Annotated in this window: 15 protein-coding genes; 8 read left to right on the top strand and 7 right to left on the bottom strand. The window is 67.9% G+C overall.

Annotation, left to right across the window (positions count from 1 at the left end):
• Positions 1–3: 3 nt before the first annotated feature.
• From C998_RS0108935 to C998_RS0108920, 4 genes are read right to left on the bottom strand one after another with little or no spacing between them, the layout of a single operon-like run.
• Positions 4–981, bottom strand: a complete 978-nt coding sequence (locus C998_RS0108935; RefSeq protein WP_018870522.1) for a hypothetical protein — start codon at positions 979–981, stop codon at positions 4–6.
• Complete coding sequence (locus C998_RS0108930) at positions 968–2,170, bottom strand: glutathionylspermidine synthase family protein (RefSeq protein WP_018870521.1); 1,203 nt, start codon at positions 2,168–2,170, stop codon at positions 968–970. The genes C998_RS0108935 and C998_RS0108930 overlap by 14 nt, the downstream gene beginning before the upstream one ends.
• Positions 2,167–3,162: a hypothetical protein gene (locus C998_RS0108925; protein WP_018870520.1), complete on the bottom strand. Its 996-nt coding sequence runs from the start codon at positions 3,160–3,162 to the stop codon at positions 2,167–2,169. Before C998_RS0108925 ends, C998_RS0108930 begins: the two co-directional genes overlap by 4 nt.
• Positions 3,146–4,222: an agmatine deiminase family protein gene (locus C998_RS0108920; protein ID WP_018870519.1), complete on the bottom strand. Its 1,077-nt coding sequence runs from the start codon at positions 4,220–4,222 to the stop codon at positions 3,146–3,148. The genes C998_RS0108925 and C998_RS0108920 overlap by 17 nt, the downstream gene beginning before the upstream one ends.
• Positions 4,223–4,393: 171 nt before the next feature.
• On the opposite strand from C998_RS0108920, the gene C998_RS0108915 reads away from it, so the two are divergent.
• On the top strand, positions 4,394–5,188 hold the full coding sequence (locus tag C998_RS0108915) for a transglutaminase family protein (protein ID WP_018870518.1): 795 nt from the start codon (positions 4,394–4,396) through the stop codon (positions 5,186–5,188).
• Positions 5,189–5,239: 51 nt separating this feature from the next.
• Here C998_RS0108915 and C998_RS0108910 read toward each other — a convergent pair whose 3' ends face one another.
• Positions 5,240–6,769, bottom strand: a complete 1,530-nt coding sequence (locus C998_RS0108910; protein WP_018870517.1) for an AAA family ATPase — start codon at positions 6,767–6,769, stop codon at positions 5,240–5,242.
• Positions 6,770–6,908: 139 nt separating this feature from the next.
• On the opposite strand from C998_RS0108910, the gene C998_RS0108905 reads away from it, so the two are divergent.
• The 4 genes from C998_RS0108905 (at position 6,909) to C998_RS0108890 (ending at position 10,247) form a co-directional block, all read left to right on the top strand.
• Positions 6,909–7,430, top strand: a complete 522-nt coding sequence (locus C998_RS0108905; RefSeq protein WP_018870516.1) for a PAS domain-containing protein — start codon at positions 6,909–6,911, stop codon at positions 7,428–7,430.
• 79 nt (positions 7,431–7,509) lie between these two features.
• Entirely contained in the window at positions 7,510–7,878 is a 369-nt protein-coding gene (locus C998_RS0108900; protein ID WP_018870515.1) for a hypothetical protein, read from the top strand.
• 20 nt (positions 7,879–7,898) lie between these two features.
• Positions 7,899–9,203: a peroxiredoxin gene (locus tag C998_RS0108895; protein WP_018870514.1), complete on the top strand. Its 1,305-nt coding sequence runs from the start codon at positions 7,899–7,901 to the stop codon at positions 9,201–9,203.
• An 81-nt stretch (positions 9,204–9,284) separates the two neighbouring features.
• Positions 9,285–10,247, top strand: coding sequence for an SLAC1 anion channel family protein (locus tag C998_RS0108890; RefSeq protein ID WP_018870513.1), 963 nt, complete (start codon positions 9,285–9,287; stop codon positions 10,245–10,247).
• Positions 10,248–10,259: 12 nt separating this feature from the next.
• Here the strand turns inward: C998_RS0108890 and trxC are convergent, their stop codons facing one another.
• A complete protein-coding gene (trxC, locus tag C998_RS0108885) occupies positions 10,260–10,694 on the bottom strand; it encodes a thioredoxin TrxC (protein ID WP_018870512.1) in 435 nt (144 codons plus the stop codon).
• A 214-nt stretch (positions 10,695–10,908) separates the two neighbouring features.
• Between trxC and proV the strand changes: the two genes are divergently transcribed.
• The 3 genes from proV to C998_RS0108870 all read left to right on the top strand — a co-directional run bounded on the left by proV (position 10,909) and on the right by C998_RS0108870 (position 14,150).
• Positions 10,909–12,078 carry a glycine betaine/L-proline ABC transporter ATP-binding protein ProV gene (gene proV, locus C998_RS0108880; protein WP_018870511.1) on the top strand — a complete coding sequence of 390 codons (1,170 nt, stop codon included), beginning with the start codon at positions 10,909–10,911 and terminating at the stop codon, positions 12,076–12,078.
• An 11-nt stretch (positions 12,079–12,089) separates the two neighbouring features.
• Positions 12,090–13,205, top strand: a complete 1,116-nt coding sequence (locus C998_RS0108875; protein WP_018870510.1) for a proline/glycine betaine ABC transporter permease — start codon at positions 12,090–12,092, stop codon at positions 13,203–13,205.
• Between the two features lie 75 nt (positions 13,206–13,280).
• Complete coding sequence (locus C998_RS0108870; RefSeq protein WP_018870509.1) at positions 13,281–14,150, top strand: glycine betaine ABC transporter substrate-binding protein; 870 nt, start codon at positions 13,281–13,283, stop codon at positions 14,148–14,150.
• 150 nt (positions 14,151–14,300) lie between these two features.
• On the opposite strand, the gene C998_RS14060 is transcribed toward C998_RS0108870, so the two are convergent.
• Positions 14,301–14,584, bottom strand: a 284-nt coding sequence (locus C998_RS14060) for an IS110 family transposase (protein WP_018870508.1), incomplete at its 5' end; no start/stop codon positions are given.

Raw genomic sequence — 14,584 nt, 5'->3', positions numbered from 1 at the left:
CGCTCAGCCCCCGGCCCCGGCGCCCGAGTAGACGCCACCCGAACTGCCCCGCTCGGATATGGTCTGGCCGAACCCGCCACGATCGGAGCGGTTGTTCACCCGGCCGGCGATGGGCTCGCCCCGCGCCGGGATGATCGGCATCGGGATCACCCAGGTCTCGGGGTCGCCCAGGGTCATGCGGGCGGTGTCGAAGCCGGCGGTGTAGAGCTCGTGCAGCCAGTTGGCCAGGTCGTCCTCGGGCGTGGCGTCGGCGTCCGCGGCCACGTGTACGACCCGCGCGATCCCGGCGGAGCGCAGGCGCTCCGGCCCCGGAAGGATGGAGTCATCGATGAAATAGCGGTTGTCGTAATCGCCCGCCTCCGGCTCCGCGTGCGTCAGTCGTCGCGCATCGCAGACCCACACCGGCGGCGCGTCCGCGGGCACGCCGCGCGCCCAGCGCGCCGCCACGCGCGGCGCCATGGTCACCATCGCGTTCACGACTTCACGCGAGTCGACCATGATGCGGGGATCCCCCGCGTGCGGCGGCGCGGCCGTGGGTTCCGCGTCCAGCCGGCGTATCATGCCCGCGGGCTCGGAGTTGGCCCGCGGCCAGTGATCAAAGGTCGCGATCAGCTGACAGGTCCCTTCGGCAAACAGCGTCGCCGCCATCTGCACGCTCAGTCCACCCGGCAGATCCACCACCGTCAGGGTATCCGGACGCAGCCAGTCCCAGGTGCCCGGGGGACGCTCGGCGGCAATCCGCTCGTGCAGCTGCTGCTCGTGTGGCTGCAGCTTGAGGCGGTCGATCCCGGCGAACAGCGTGGGGCAGTGATACGGCCGCCACGGCCCCTCCGGATGCGGCCCGTACAGGCGGTACAGCCGTTCATGGTGCATGTAGTCACGCCAGTCTTCGGAGACCGTCTGACCCTCCACCGGCGGTGCGGCATCGGGGTCTTCGGCGCCGGTCCCCAGCGGGGACCCGAGGCGCTCAAGCAGTTTCAACCATCGTTGGGACATAATTCGCATCGTGCCGGATGACGGGGTGGCGGCTGACCCGGGTGTGATACCCGGCGAATTCGCCGTCCACGAGAAAGACCCCCACCACCGGGTAGCCCATGCCATGGGAAAACCACAGCGGTGCGGGTTCGAAGAATTCCTGCAGGACGAAGCCCTGCGGGTCCTGCAGCGCGGTATCCAGGGCCTCTTCCCAGGCCGGCGCCGACAGCGCGGCGCCAATCCGGATGCCCTCGCCCATGCGTCCGTAGCTGCGTTTCAGCACCCATTCCTCGCGCTCGGCCAGCCAGGCGTCACGCCCCGCCGCCCGGGGATAGCACGACCGGGTGAAGTCACGCGCCAGCGTGGCCAGCGTGTCCTCGGACAGGCCCAGCGCATGTTCGGCCGGGGCCGCGTGAAAGCGCTTGCTCTCCGCCACCACGGCGGTCAGCGGGTTCATGCAGGGCACCTCCTGCGCAACCCGCAGCCACGCCTGCGGGTCGGGCAGCCCGGGGATCCATTCCGCTGGGTAGTGCCGGAACAGCGCATCCACCGGCCGATCGAACAGGTGCGGACGACCATCCCGCCACTGCAGATTGGCCGGCGAGCCGATGACCGTCGCATGCCCGGCCGCCTCCAGCCACCGCGCCACCGCGGCGACCTGCTGCAGATCCACCGACCAGGCGGTTGCGTGGACCAGGCCGATACACGGCCACGGCGCCAGCGCGGCGGTGATCGCGGCGGCCAGGTCCCCGGCCGGCTGCATCCCGCGCACGCCCGTGGCCGCGGCAACGGTGGCGTCCAGCTCCGCGGTCTCGGCCAGCCCGCCGGGCACGTCCTGGTTGAACTCGCTGATCCGCCAGCATTCGTCGGTGCTCCAGTGGAAGTCGCAGCGCGTCAGCCGCGGTCCGGGCGCGGGCGCCGTGGCCACGACCTCGCACAGTTCGGCCGGCACGCCCACCGCCTCGAGACAGGCCGGCTGCGCGCACACCGCCTCCTCCATCTCGCACTGTGCCGCCCAGGCGGTCTGCGCACGCCGCACCAGCGCCCGGTGCTCTTCGGGGCCCAGCACCAGGAAATCCGGCAGCACCGTGGGATCGCCGGCCTGGTGCATGTCCCACTTGCCCAGCTGCAGCGACAGCCGATCCAGCAGGCGGCTCGCCTGCGGCGGCTCCAGCGGCCAGGGCTCGGTCCTCACCCGCGCAGTCCCAGCAGGGTCGAGACCAGCGGTGCCAGCACGACCCCGCCCAGCGCCAGCAGGATGTAGACCACGCCCTCGCGATCGCGCGACCGGACCGCCGGCACGCCCTCGTCTCCGGTTTGATCACCGGCCTGATTACCGGTATGGAGCGGCGCGGGCGGGCGCATGACCTCGTGGCCCAGCACCGGCAGCGCGATCACGCTGAAGCCGATCAGCGCATCACCGAATCCGCGATAGTCGCCGTGCACCGCGTAGGTCAGGGTGATGGCACAGGCGATCATGAAATACGCGGCTGCCTTGGCGTCCTCCATGTTGCGGTCACGCACCACGCGGCGGTAGAAATCGGTCTTCTCCCGCCGGATCCACAGCCCCAGCGTGACGACCAGGATCAGCCAGCCCATGCCGAAGAACCACGGGGTGATCCACCAGCCATCCTCGTAGCCCGGCAGGACCTCGAAAATCCAGCCGTACTCCAGCCCGCCGGCCTCCAGATCGCCCCAGCTCGCGCCGCCGAAGATCATCCCGGTCGCCAGCACGAACGCACCGAGGAAGACCCCGGCGGCGAGATTGCCACGCTCGAACACGTCCACCTGCAGGCGCGGGCCGAACAGCTGCCCGGCCACCTGGCCGAAGACCTTGATCGCGGCGAACGCCATCAGGGCGTAGAGCACGAACCAGAACCCCTGGATGGTCGGGTCGGCGTGATGCACCAGCACCCACAGGCACCAGGCAAAACCGAGGATGATCCCGAGACGCACCGCGCCGATCGCCGCATTGCCCCGCCGATACAACGGGTGCAGGCGCGAGGCACGGTTCCAGAGCAGGCCAAAGAAGGAAATGACCAGCGCCATCCCGAACACCACACCGGTGTCCGGCCAGAAGATGTCGGCCTCATAAAAAAAGACCGCGGACAGGGCGCCGACCCACACCCCGATCATCAGGGGCCCGATCATCTTCTGCAACAGATAGACTTTATGATCCGTGTACATCTCGCGCCCCATCCGGAAACACGCCCAGCGGCTGGGCCAGACAATGAAAGGCACCGCCCAGATGCACCAGCGCGCGGGCATCCAGCCCCACCGGCCGGTGATCCGGCAGGCAGTCGGCCAGCACTCCCAGCGCGACCGCATCCTCGGGCACCCCGAACTGCGGCACGATCACGCGCCCGGGGGCGATGTAGAAATTGGCGTAACTCGCCGGCAGGCATTCATCATCGGGACCCTGCACCACGGGGGCCGGCAGACTCACGACCTCGGGCGGGCCGGCCACCAGGTCCAGCGCGCTCAGACGCCGATGCATGTCCTCCAGCATCGCCGCGTCCGGATGCGCCCCGTCCGCCGAACGCATCGACACGATGCGATCCGGGGCCACGAAACGGGCCAGGTTGTCGATATGACCGTCGGTATCATCCCCGCTCAGGCCACGCGGCAGCCAGTGCACCCGCCGCACGCCCAGGGTTGTGCGCAAGGCCCGTTCCATCTCCGGCATGTCGGGATTGTCACGCGCGGGCGCGCACAGCACCGATTCGGTGGTCAGCAGATCTCCGGCCCCGTTCGACTCCAGGGCCCCGCCCTCCAGCGTCAGCGGCAGACGCTCGCGCCGCTGCCCCCAGCGACGCGCCAGCAGCAGCGGGACCAGCGCATCCAGTTCGCAGGGGTGCTTGTTGCCCCAGCCGTTGAAGCCACCGTCGACCAGCAACATCCGTGAACCCTCGCGGACCCACAGGGGACCGGCATCGCGCATCCAGATGTCGTTGACCGGCAGCGGCTCCAGCCGCAGCGAGATCCCGTCCTCGCCCCCCAGCAACGCAGCCGCATCTTCGCGTTCCTCGGGCGATACCAGCACGCAGACGGGTTCCACCTGGCGTAACTCGGCGACCAGCGCGCGAAAGGCCGCCAGCACGCCGGCGTACTGCCCGCGCCAGGCCTGCTCGGCCGACGGCCAGGCCAGCAGCGTTCCGGCCCGCGGTTCCCACTCCGCCGGGAGCCGCCGCGCGACGCACCCGCAACGCCCGGCGTCATCCGCTTCCGTGGGCAGCACTGCCCGCATCGCCTCTCCCCCCGTTCCCCCTGTCGACAGCCCGAAAGGGCATGCCGTCGACGCGGGATCATGCCACAGCGTCGTGTGTCCCTCTACCGGGCCCCTCCACCGGGAGGTCGCCACCCGGGTTACACTGCGGCGAACTGTCACCACAACCGCGGGCGAGGGGCCGGAATCATCATGTGGCTGAGGGTCACCACCGAACTCGAGATGAACCTGCAGGTGGCCAGCCCGATGCTGCTGCTTCTGCGGCCGCACAGCGACGCCCACCAATGGGTGGCCAGCGACCGCTACCGGGTCACCCCCGACATCCACGTCGCCGAATACACCGACCGTCACGGCAACCTGTGCCAGCGGCTGATGGCGCCCGCCGGCCCCTTCGCGGTGCACGTCAGCGCGGATGTCCGGATCCGCCCGGAGGATATCGACGTCACCGACGCCCCGTTCGTGCCGGTGGAACAACTGCCCGACGAGGTCCTGGTCTATCTCCTGCCCAGCCGCTTCTGCGAAGCGGACCGGCTGGGTACCCGGGCATGGGAGATCGTGGACGGGCGGCGGCCCGGCCACGAGCAGGTGACCGCGATCTCGCGCTGGATCCATGAGCACATCCGCTACTGCCCGGAAACCGACCCGGCACCGATCTCCGCCAGCGAGGTGCTGAACCGGGGCAGTGGCGTCTGCCGCGATCTGGCCCATCTCGGCATGGCGCTCTGCCGCAGCCTCAGCATCCCCGCGCGGCTGACCGTGGGCTACGTGCACGGACTGGAACCGATAGACCTGCACGCCTGGTTCGAGGCCTGGGTCGGCGGACGCTGGCACACCTTCGACCCGACCCAGGCGCAGCCGGGCAACGGCCGGGTGCGCCTGGCCTACGGCCGCGATGCCGCCGATGTCCCGCTTTATCATCTGTTCGGACCGCCGGCGATCCCCACTCGCATGGAGGTATCGGTGGAGCCCCTGACACCGGCCGACTGACCCGGGCGCCGGTGGCCGGAGCCAGCCTCGGGAGCCGACTCGGGAACCGGCTCAGGAACCGGCGGGTTTCTTCTTGCTCTCGGACTTCGAAGCATTCACCGCGCGCTTGAAGCTCCAGTTCCGCAGCTCGCGGATCTGCTCGACCATGGTCTTCGACAGCGGCACCGTGTTGATGGCCGCGCGGATGATGTCCTTCTGGTTGAAGGCGCGGTCTTCGCGATAGGCCTCGATGCGCGCCGAACGCACGACCTGCTCGATCTCGGCCCCGCTCCATTCCTTGGTGGTGGCGGTCAGATACCCCAGGTCGAACTGGCCCGGATCGCCGCCATGGCGGCGGATGTGCAGCTCCAGGATCTCCCGGCGCTCGTCGGCATTGGGCAGGTCGAGAAAGAACAGCTGGTCGAAGCGCCCCTTGCGCATCAGTTCCGCCGGCATCAGCTCGATGCGGTTGGCGGTGGCCGCCACGAACACCTTGGGCGACTTCTCCTGCAGCCAGGTCAGGAAGCTGGAAAAGATGTTCACGTTGCCACCGCTGCCGGTGGAATCGAAGCCGAAGGCGTTCTCCAGCTCGTCGATCCACAAAACCACCGGCGCGATCTCGTCGGCGATGCGGGTCGCGCGGGCGAACGCGTATTCCGGCGTGCCGAAACTGCCCGACAGCACCAGGCTCATGTCCAGCCGCGCCAGCGGCAGGTCCCAGGCCGCCGCGATGGCCTTCGCCGCCATGCTCTTGCCGCAGCCCGACACCCCCATGAACAGCACCCCGGCGGGCAGCGGCACGCCGTCCTCGTAGGCCTTCTCCGAGAACAGGTCGGCGCGCGTGGTGACCCATTCCTTGAGCACATCCAGACCGCCGATGTCCTCCAGCGAGCGCTGCGGCGGGTAGAACTGCAGTACGCTCTCCTTGCGCAGGATCTGGCCCTTCTCCTCCTGCACCTCGCGCAGCAGGGTATCCTCGTCGACGTCCTGCATGCGCAGCAGGCGCGAGGCGAGGTGGCCGGCCTCGTTGAGCGACAGCCCGCGCATGCCCGCCGCCAGACGGAAGAGCAGCTCGCGCGAATGGGCCTCGGCGCCGCGACGCCCCTCGAGGAACTCCAGCAGTTCCTCTTCGGTGGGCAGATCCACGTCGACCAGGAAGATCTCCTTCTTGATGATGTCCGGCAGATGCAGCTGCGGGCAGCTGACAAACACCACATTGCTGGTGCCTTTCAGCTCGTAGTAAAGATCGCGCAGCCCGCGCACCAGCCCGGGGCGCTGGTCGAACCACACCGGCAGATCCTTGAACAGACTCATGCGGGGCGGATCACGATGACCGGCGATGCGTGTCAGCGCCGCCCCGGGATCATGGACCGCCGGCTCGGCCTCCACCGCCGCACCGGAAACCGCCTCCTCCGGGGCGGCAAAGCCGCGCGCGGCGGACCATACCTGCAGACGCCCCTCCTCGCCGTAGTACTTGCGGGCCACCTGCTGCAGCAGCCTCTCGATGCGGTCCTCGTCCCAGCCCTGCAGGTAGATAATGGGATAGCGCGAACGCAGCCCGCGCAGGATCCGTTCCACCGTCGGATTCCGCTTCCCCGCCATGAGCGCTCCTGGATGTGGAAAATGAGCCCCAGTATAGACCGGCTCCCCGAGCGCCCGGATACCCGCCCGCGCCGGCTTCCGGTTTGACCGGCCCCGGACGGTTGTGATTCTTTTCACCCAACAGAACGAGGGGGCCAGCATGGTCGACCGCAGCCTGACCGGGCACGAAATCATTCTCGAACCGCACGACACCATCCAGTCCCGCACCGATACCCGCGGCGTCATCGACCTGGCCAACAACACCATGGTGCGCATCTCGCAGTACAGCCGCGAGGAACTGATCGGCGCCCCCCACAGCATCCTGCGCCACCCGCACATGCCGCGCTCCGCCTTCTATGCGATGTGGCAGATCATCCAGGGAGGCGACGAGTTCTTCGGTTTCGTCAACAACCGCGCAAAGAGCGGCGACAACTACTGGGTCTTCGTGCGGGTGGCCCCGCGCACCTCGGCGAGCGGCGAAATCACCGGCTACAGCTCGGTGCGCATCCGCCCCAAACGCGAGGCCGTCGAGGAATGGTCGAAGATCTATGCCGACATCCTCGCCGTGGAACAGAAATATCCCAGGGAAGAACAGGTCCAGGCCGGCTATCAGGCGATCCAGAAGGCCATGCGCAAGCGCGGTTTCCGGCACCTGACCGACTGGGTCATGAAATCCGTATAGCGCGGGGGTATGTTGCAGCACGGACGCCGCCGGCGTAACGTTTGAGTCCGTGAGAACAACGTTTTCGAGGCCTCGATCCATGCACGCCATCCAGGAAGATCCCCGGCAACAGGAACGCGAGCTGCGCGCCCGGCGCCGTTCGCTCAACCTGCTGGTGGCAGCCACTGCCGCGGTGCTGGCGTTCTGGGCCCCGCCGGGCTACGACTCCCCGGTGGCCACGGTGACCCAGGCGGAGTGGTCTCAGGTGGACTGGCCGGGCAGCGAAGCGCCGGGTTCGGCCGAGGTCACGGAATTCCGCCCGCAGCTCCCGCCGCCGGGCGTGGATGCCGATCAGGTCACCATGGAAGAGAGCGACGACACCATGGTGCTGACCCTGGATCGCGAGCTGGAGCGCACCTCCGGCGACCTGCGCTCGCGTGACCGCGTCGAGCGCACACCCGCCGACTGATCCCCTCTCCGCAAGCCCGGATGAGGCCCCGAGGCGTTCGCCTGCCCGTCCTTCGGCTGCTGCCGGCGCTGTGCCTGCTGTTGCTGACGGCCGGCATTGCCGGGTCGGGAACGGCCCTTGCCGATTCCCCGGCCGCCACCACCGTCACCGCCGGGGGTGAGCCCGTCCCGGTGCAGCGCTACCCTGCCGAACACGGTCCCGTCCTGCTGTGGTTTCCCTCCGAGCATGGCCTGCAGGACGAGCACCGCCAACAGGCCCTGGCCCTGCAGGCACGCGGCGTCGAAGTCTGGCTGGCGGATCCGTTCACCGGGCATTTCCTGCCGGAGGCCGCCTCGTCGTTCGACGACATGCCGCTGGCCACCGTCCCGGATCTGCTGGACGCCGCACGCGAGGAGACCGAGCGCCCGGTGTTCGTCTTCGCCAGCGACCGCGCCTGGCCCTGGCTGCTCACCGGGCTGCACCAGTGGCAGCAGGCCAACCCCGACTCGGAAGATCTCGCCGGCGTGCTGATGCTCAGCCCGTTCCTGCATACCGGGGCGGACGCCGCCGAGCCCGAGCTCCAGCCGATCGTCCACTACAGCAACCTGCCGGTCTTCATCCTGCAGCCCGTACAGTCTCCGCAGTTCCAGCACCTCGGCCGCGTGCGCGCGGCGCTGGCCGATGCCGGCAGTTCGGTGGGCGTGAGGCTGCTCCCCGAGCTGCGCGACCGCTATTTCTTCCGGCCGGACGCCACCGCCGGCGAACGCCTCGCACGCGAGGCACTGCCGGGCGAACTGCTGCGCGGCATGGACCTGCTGGCCCGCACACCCTCGGCACGCGAGCCGCGCGTGCCCGCGGCGGATGTCGATCTCGCGGTGCGCACCCCGTCGGGCACCGACGCCCGCCTCAATCCGGTGGAAGAGCAACCGGACGCGCCGGAACTGATCCGTCCCGATCTGGCCGGTGAGGAACACGACCTGCGCGACTACCGCGGCGAGGTCATTCTCATCAACTTCTGGGCCAGCTGGTGCCCGCCCTGCGTGCACGAGATGCCGTCGATGCAGCGCCTGGAAGACGAACTGCGCGACGAGGGCTTTCGCATCCTCGCGGTGAACCTGGGCGAACCGGAAGACACCATCCGCGCGTTCATCGAGGACGAGGTGCAGACCGACTTCACCATCCTGCTCGACCCGCAGCAGGAATCGCTGGAAGACTGGCGCGCCCTGGCCTTCCCCACGAGCTACGTCATCGACCGCGAGGGGCGCGTGCGCTACGCCCTGTACGGGGCCATCGAATGGATGGAACCCGGGGTCGTCGAACAGATCCGCGGCCTGCTGGAGGAGTAGCCGGCAAACGCCGGGCGCGAACGTGCACATTGATCGGCGTTTCCCTAGGATACGGGCACCACAATGGAAGCGAGGACGATCATGACGGAAAACACCGAGGGACGACTCCCCAACCTGCCCGTACCCCTGTTCGCCACCGTGATGGGCATGGCCGGCCTGACACTGGCCTGGCGCACCGGCGAAATCGTCTGGGACGGCCCGTCCACGATCAGTGCGGCACTGACCGGACTGACCACGGTGCTGTTCATCTTCCTCGCGATCGCCTACCTGTCGAAACTCAAGGGCTGGCCGGACAAGGTGAAAGAAGAATTCAACCATCCGGTCAAGCTGAACTTCTTCGCCGCCACCTCCATCTCGTTGATCCTGCTGTCCATGCTCTGGCTGCCGGTGGCCGAAGGCTGGGCGCTGGCGCTGTGGATCGTCGGCGTGATCGCCCACCTGTTGCTGACACTGACTGCGATGGCGCGCTGGACCGGAGCCCAGCCGATGCCGATCGAGTCGATCAACCCGGCCTGGTTCATTCCGGTGGTGGGGAACATCCTGATCCCGCTGCCCGGCGTGGCCTTCGGCCTGATCGAGCTGTCGTGGTTCTTCTTCAGCATCGGCCTGGTGTTCTGGATCGTGCTGATGACGCTGGTGTTCTATCGCTTCATCTTCCACGATCCGCTGCCCGAGCGGATGATGCCGACCCTGGCCATCCTGCTGGCACCCCCGGCGGTGGGCTTTCTCGCGTGGATCGAACTGACCGGCGAGGTGGACGCCTTCGCGCGCATCCTCTACTACACCGGCGCGTTCCTGTTCCTGCTCCTGCTGGTGCGGCTGCCGGCGTTCTTCCGCCTGCCCTTCTTCCTCTCCTGGTGGGCCTATTCGTTCCCGGTCGCGGCATTCAGCATCGCCACCATGGAATTCGGCAGGCATGCGGCCCTGCCGCTGATGGAAACCCTGGGCGTGATCCTGCTGGCGCTGACCACCATCCTGATCGTCGGCCTGGCGCTGCGCACCCTGAAGGCGGCCCGCGCCGGGGAGATCTGCCGCCCCGAGTAGGCCGGGACGGCGTCAGAGTTCGTCGCGGACCCAGCGGACGATGTCGGGGGCGCGCATCGCCCCCGGCTGCCGGGCCACCTCCCGGCCCTGTTCGAACAGCGCGAGGGTCGGGATACTCCGGATCCCGAACCGGTTGCCGAGGGTTTCCTCGGCGTCCGTGTTGATCCGCACCAGCCGCACCCGCGGCTCCAGCTCGGCGGCCGCGAGCTCGAATTCAGGGCCCATCATCTTGCACGGCCCGCACCACGGCGCCCAGAAATCGATCAGCACCGGGATGTCGCTGCGCTCCAGGTGACGGTCGACATTGTGTCCGTTGAGCTCCGCAGGGCGCGCGATGAACAGCGCCCCGTGGCATCGGCCGCAGCCCGGCGCCTCGGCGAGCCGGCCGGACGGTATCCGGTTCACCGCATCGCAATGCGGGCAGACGACGTGCAGCAATTCATTCATACTTGCCTCGAGATACCGAGCGTTCTTCTCTGTATAGCAGTCCGGCGCCGAAAAGACCGGGACGGGCACCACAGATCCATGCACTTCCCTGCAAATACGGGGAACACGTTGCAGGAAAGCGACAACTTCTGTATCAGTATATGCGGAACCGCCGGAAGCACCCGGTCCGCGAGCCGCACCACAACGCCCCACCCGAACCCCGAACGGTACGCGCATGAGTGACAAGCTCGTCGTAGAAGATCTCTACAAGATTTTCGGGCCGCGCCCGCACCGCGCCCTGGAACTGATGGAGCAGGGTCTGGACAAGGACGCGATCTTCGCCCGCACCGGCAATACCGTGGGCGTGCGCGAGGCCAGTTTCAGCATCCGCGAGGGCGAGGTCTTCGTGATCATGGGCCTGTCCGGCTCGGGCAAGTCGACCATGGTCCGGATGTTCAACCGCCTGATCGAACCCACCGCCGGACACCTGTACGTGAACGGCGAGGACATCACCCGCATGAGCCGCAGGCAGTTGATCGACCTGCGCCGGCGCGACATGTCGATGGTATTCCAGTCGTTCGCCCTGCTCCCGCACAAGACCGTCATCGAGAACGCCTCGCTGGGCCTGGACGTCTCCGGTTTCGATCGTGCCCGCCAGCACGAACGGGCCCTGCAGGCCCTGGAGGCCGTGGGGCTCGGCGCGCACGCCAACAGCTACCCCGACGAACTCTCCGGCGGCATGCAGCAGCGTGTCGGCCTGGCCCGCGCCCTGGCCACCGACCCCACCATCCTGCTGATGGACGAGGCTTTCTCCGCGCTGGACCCGCTGATCCGCACCGAGATGCAGGACGAGCTGCTGCGCCTGCAGCAGGAAAAGAGCCGCACGGTGGTGTTCATCTCGCACGACCTCGACGAGGCCATGCGCATCGGCGACCGCATCGCAATCATGCAGGGCGGGCAGGTGGTCCAGATCGGCACGCCGCAGGAGATCGTGTCGAACCCGGCCAACGACTACGTCCGCTCGTTCTTCTACGGCGTGGACGTGAGCCAGGTGTACTCCGCCGGCGACATCGCCCGCCACGATGCCATGCCACTGCTGCAGACCGGGCAGGCGGACGCCGCCGGGACCCGGCAACAGCTGGGTGCCGATGGCTGTGCCGTGCTGCTGGACGAAGGGGCACGCTTCCGCGGCCTGGTCTCCGCACGCAGCCTGACGGACGCCGCCGATCTCGACGCCGCACGCATCGACGGCATCGACACGGTGGAGGCCTCCACCGCCATGTCCGATGTCCTCGGCCGCGCCGCCGCCAGTGACTGGCCGCTGGTCGTGGTGGAAGACGGCCGTTTCATCGGGACCCTCTCGCAGCGCGACCTCCTGCAAACCCTCGACCGGACCCATCAGTAGGCCCATCCCCCATGACGCAAGACGAACCGGACATCCAGGACCACGAAACCGTCGGACCGCTCGAATCACTGGCCGAGTGGTTCAGCGAGACCGTACTGGAACCGATCACCATCGGTGACTGGATCGAGGACGGGGTCGACTGGATCAGCGACAACCTCGAGGGGCTGCTGGACGGGATCGAGGCGGTCATCCGTGCCCTGGTGGACGCGACCGAGTTCCTCCTGCTTTACCCGCTGTGGCTGACCGCCTTCCTGATCGCCGCGGGCGTGTGGATGCGCTTCGGCCTCAAGGCCGGCGCCGTCACCACCGGCGCGCTGCTCGTGGCCTTTGGCCTCGGGGTGTTCTCGGAAACCGTTCAGGCGCTGCTGTGGTTCCCGCCACCCTGGGTACTCGCCGTATTGATTGTTCTTGGCGGGATCTGGCGGGTCGGCTGGCGTTTCGGCCTGTTCGCGGCGGTGGCGCTGCTGCTGATCTTCTCGATGGAGCTGTGGCCGGAGACCATCCGCACCCTGTCGCTGGTGGTCGCCTCGTCCATCGCCGCCCTGATCATCGGCCTGCCGATCGGCATCGCGATGTCGCGCAACGACACCGTGGAGATGCTGGTACGCCCGGTGCTGGATCTGATGCAGACCATGCCACCGTTCGTGTATCTGATCCCGGCGGCGATCTTCTTCGGTCTGGGGACCGTGCCCGGCGCGATCGCCACGCTGATCTTCGCCATGCCGCCGGCGGTGCGTCTGACCAACCTCGGCATCCGCCAGGTCAGCCGCGAGCACGTGGAGGCGGGACAGGCTTTCGGCTGCACCCCGCGTCAGCTATTGTTCAAGATCCAGCTGCCGCTGGCGATGCCGTCGATCATGGCCGGCATCAACCAGACCATCATGCTGGCGCTGTCCATGGTGGTGATCGCGTCGATGATCGGCGCCGGCGGCCTCGGCGGCACCGTGCTCACCGGCATCCAGCGTCTGCAGGTCGGCGTCGGCTTCGAGGGCGGTCTGGCCGTGGTATTCCTCGCGATTCTGCTCGACCGTATCAGTCAGAGTTTTGGCCAGCGCCGGCGCGAGGGCAATGCCTACGGCAATCTGCTGCGCTGGTTCTTCAGCGGCCGGCAGAAGGCCGATGCCTGATCATCCGTTCATCCACGCGGCCGCCGAGAATCCCGGCGGCCGGATGCTCAAGAAGCAACAAGGAGAACCGTAACCATGATGAAGAAGAAACTGCTGACGACCGCCACGGCCGCTGCCCTGTCCCTGGGCATGGCGACCTCCGCCGCGCAGGCGGACGACGTGCGCATCGGCTGGACCGCCTGGGCCGATGCCGAGTTCATCACCCAGGTCGCCGACCGCGTGATCCAGGAACGCCTGGACACCGGCGTGGAGCTGGTGCAGACCGACATCGCCCCGCAGTACGCCGGTCTGGCCGGCGGCGACCTCGACCTGATGCTGATGTCCTGGCAGCCGATCACCCACGAGGACTACATCGACCAGTTCGGCGATGACATCGTTGACCTGGGCGTGCTGTACGACAATGCCAAGCTGGGCTGGCTGGTGCCCGCCTCGCTGCACGCCGAAGGCCTGACCTCCATCGAAGACCTGCGCGATGACGAATGGCGCGATCGCCTCAACGGCGAGATCCAGGGCATCGACCCGGGCGCCGGCCTGACCCGCCTGTCGCACGACACCATCGAGGAATACGAGCTGGATTACACCCTGATCGAGGCCTCCGACGCCGCCATGACCGCCGCGCTCGACCGCGCCATCCGTCGTGACGACGCCATCGTGGTCACCGGCTGGAGCCCGCACTGGAAGCTGGGTGCCTACGAGCTTGAGTACCTTGAGGATCCGAAGGGTGCCCTGGGCGGTGCCGAATCCATCCACGCCATGTCGCGCACCGGCTTTGCCGACGACCATCCCGAGGTCGCCGCCTTTGCCGGCTGCATGAACATCGACATCGACCTGCTCAACGAGTACATGTACCTGGCCGACGAGGAGTCCACCGGCCACGCGGTGGACAAGTTCTTCAATGACGAGGCCGGGCTGGTCGACGAATGGGTGGCCTGCGCCCGTAACTGATCCCGTCCAGGAAACGCACCGGCAGCCTCGCGCTGCCCCCGGGCCCGGCCTTCCGGTCGGGCCTTTTTTGTATCCGGCGCCCTGCCCGATCGGGCCTTTAATCGGCCAGCGGGCTGGCTCCTACGGTTGCACCCGGCCACGTAGGAGATTCTATGTCTGCGTGCAAGGGTTCGGGGGTCGGTAGTCGGTCTGGTTTTTCATGAGGGCGAAGGCGACGCGGGCGAGTTTGCGAGCCAGGGCATTGAGGGCCTGCGTCGTGGCCAATCCCCGATCGAGACAGCGCTGGTAGTAGTCGCTCCAGGCGGGTTTGGATTTGGCCTGCATGGCCGCCATGTAGAGCAGGCGTCGCAGCTCCGGGTCTCCCTGCTTGGTGAGCCGGCGTCGGCCTCGCTTCTGGCCGGAGTCCCGGACCCGGACATCCATGCCCAGGAAGG

It is taken from the genome of Thioalkalivibrio sp. ALgr3, from assembly GCF_000377325.1.
Lineage (GTDB): Bacteria > Pseudomonadota > Gammaproteobacteria > Ectothiorhodospirales > Ectothiorhodospiraceae > Thioalkalivibrio.
Note: the sequence above shows the minus strand (reverse complement) of the source record. Positions and strands in the feature narration are given on the sequence as shown.

What these genes read in the sequence shown, in the direction of transcription:
- C998_RS0108875 (WP_018870510.1), top strand. Translation starts at nt 12,090, where the DNA reads ATGACGCAAGACGAACCGGACATCCAGGACCACGAAACCGTCGGACCG.
- C998_RS0108920 (WP_018870519.1), bottom strand. Translation starts at nt 4,222, where the DNA reads ATGCGGGCAGTGCTGCCCACGGAAGCGGATGACGCCGGGCGTTGCGGG.
- C998_RS0108910 (WP_018870517.1), bottom strand. Translation starts at nt 6,769, where the DNA reads ATGGCGGGGAAGCGGAATCCGACGGTGGAACGGATCCTGCGCGGGCTG.
- C998_RS0108905 (WP_018870516.1), top strand. Translation starts at nt 6,909, where the DNA reads ATGGTCGACCGCAGCCTGACCGGGCACGAAATCATTCTCGAACCGCAC.
- C998_RS0108870 (WP_018870509.1), top strand. Translation starts at nt 13,281, where the DNA reads ATGATGAAGAAGAAACTGCTGACGACCGCCACGGCCGCTGCCCTGTCC.
- proV (WP_018870511.1), top strand. Translation starts at nt 10,909, where the DNA reads ATGAGTGACAAGCTCGTCGTAGAAGATCTCTACAAGATTTTCGGGCCG.
- C998_RS0108890 (WP_018870513.1), top strand. Translation starts at nt 9,285, where the DNA reads ATGACGGAAAACACCGAGGGACGACTCCCCAACCTGCCCGTACCCCTG.
- trxC (WP_018870512.1), bottom strand. Translation starts at nt 10,694, where the DNA reads ATGAATGAATTGCTGCACGTCGTCTGCCCGCATTGCGATGCGGTGAAC.
- C998_RS0108925 (WP_018870520.1), bottom strand. Translation starts at nt 3,162, where the DNA reads ATGTACACGGATCATAAAGTCTATCTGTTGCAGAAGATGATCGGGCCC.
- C998_RS0108915 (WP_018870518.1), top strand. Translation starts at nt 4,394, where the DNA reads ATGTGGCTGAGGGTCACCACCGAACTCGAGATGAACCTGCAGGTGGCC.
- C998_RS0108900 (WP_018870515.1), top strand. Translation starts at nt 7,510, where the DNA reads ATGCACGCCATCCAGGAAGATCCCCGGCAACAGGAACGCGAGCTGCGC.
- C998_RS0108895 (WP_018870514.1), top strand. Translation starts at nt 7,899, where the DNA reads ATGAGGCCCCGAGGCGTTCGCCTGCCCGTCCTTCGGCTGCTGCCGGCG.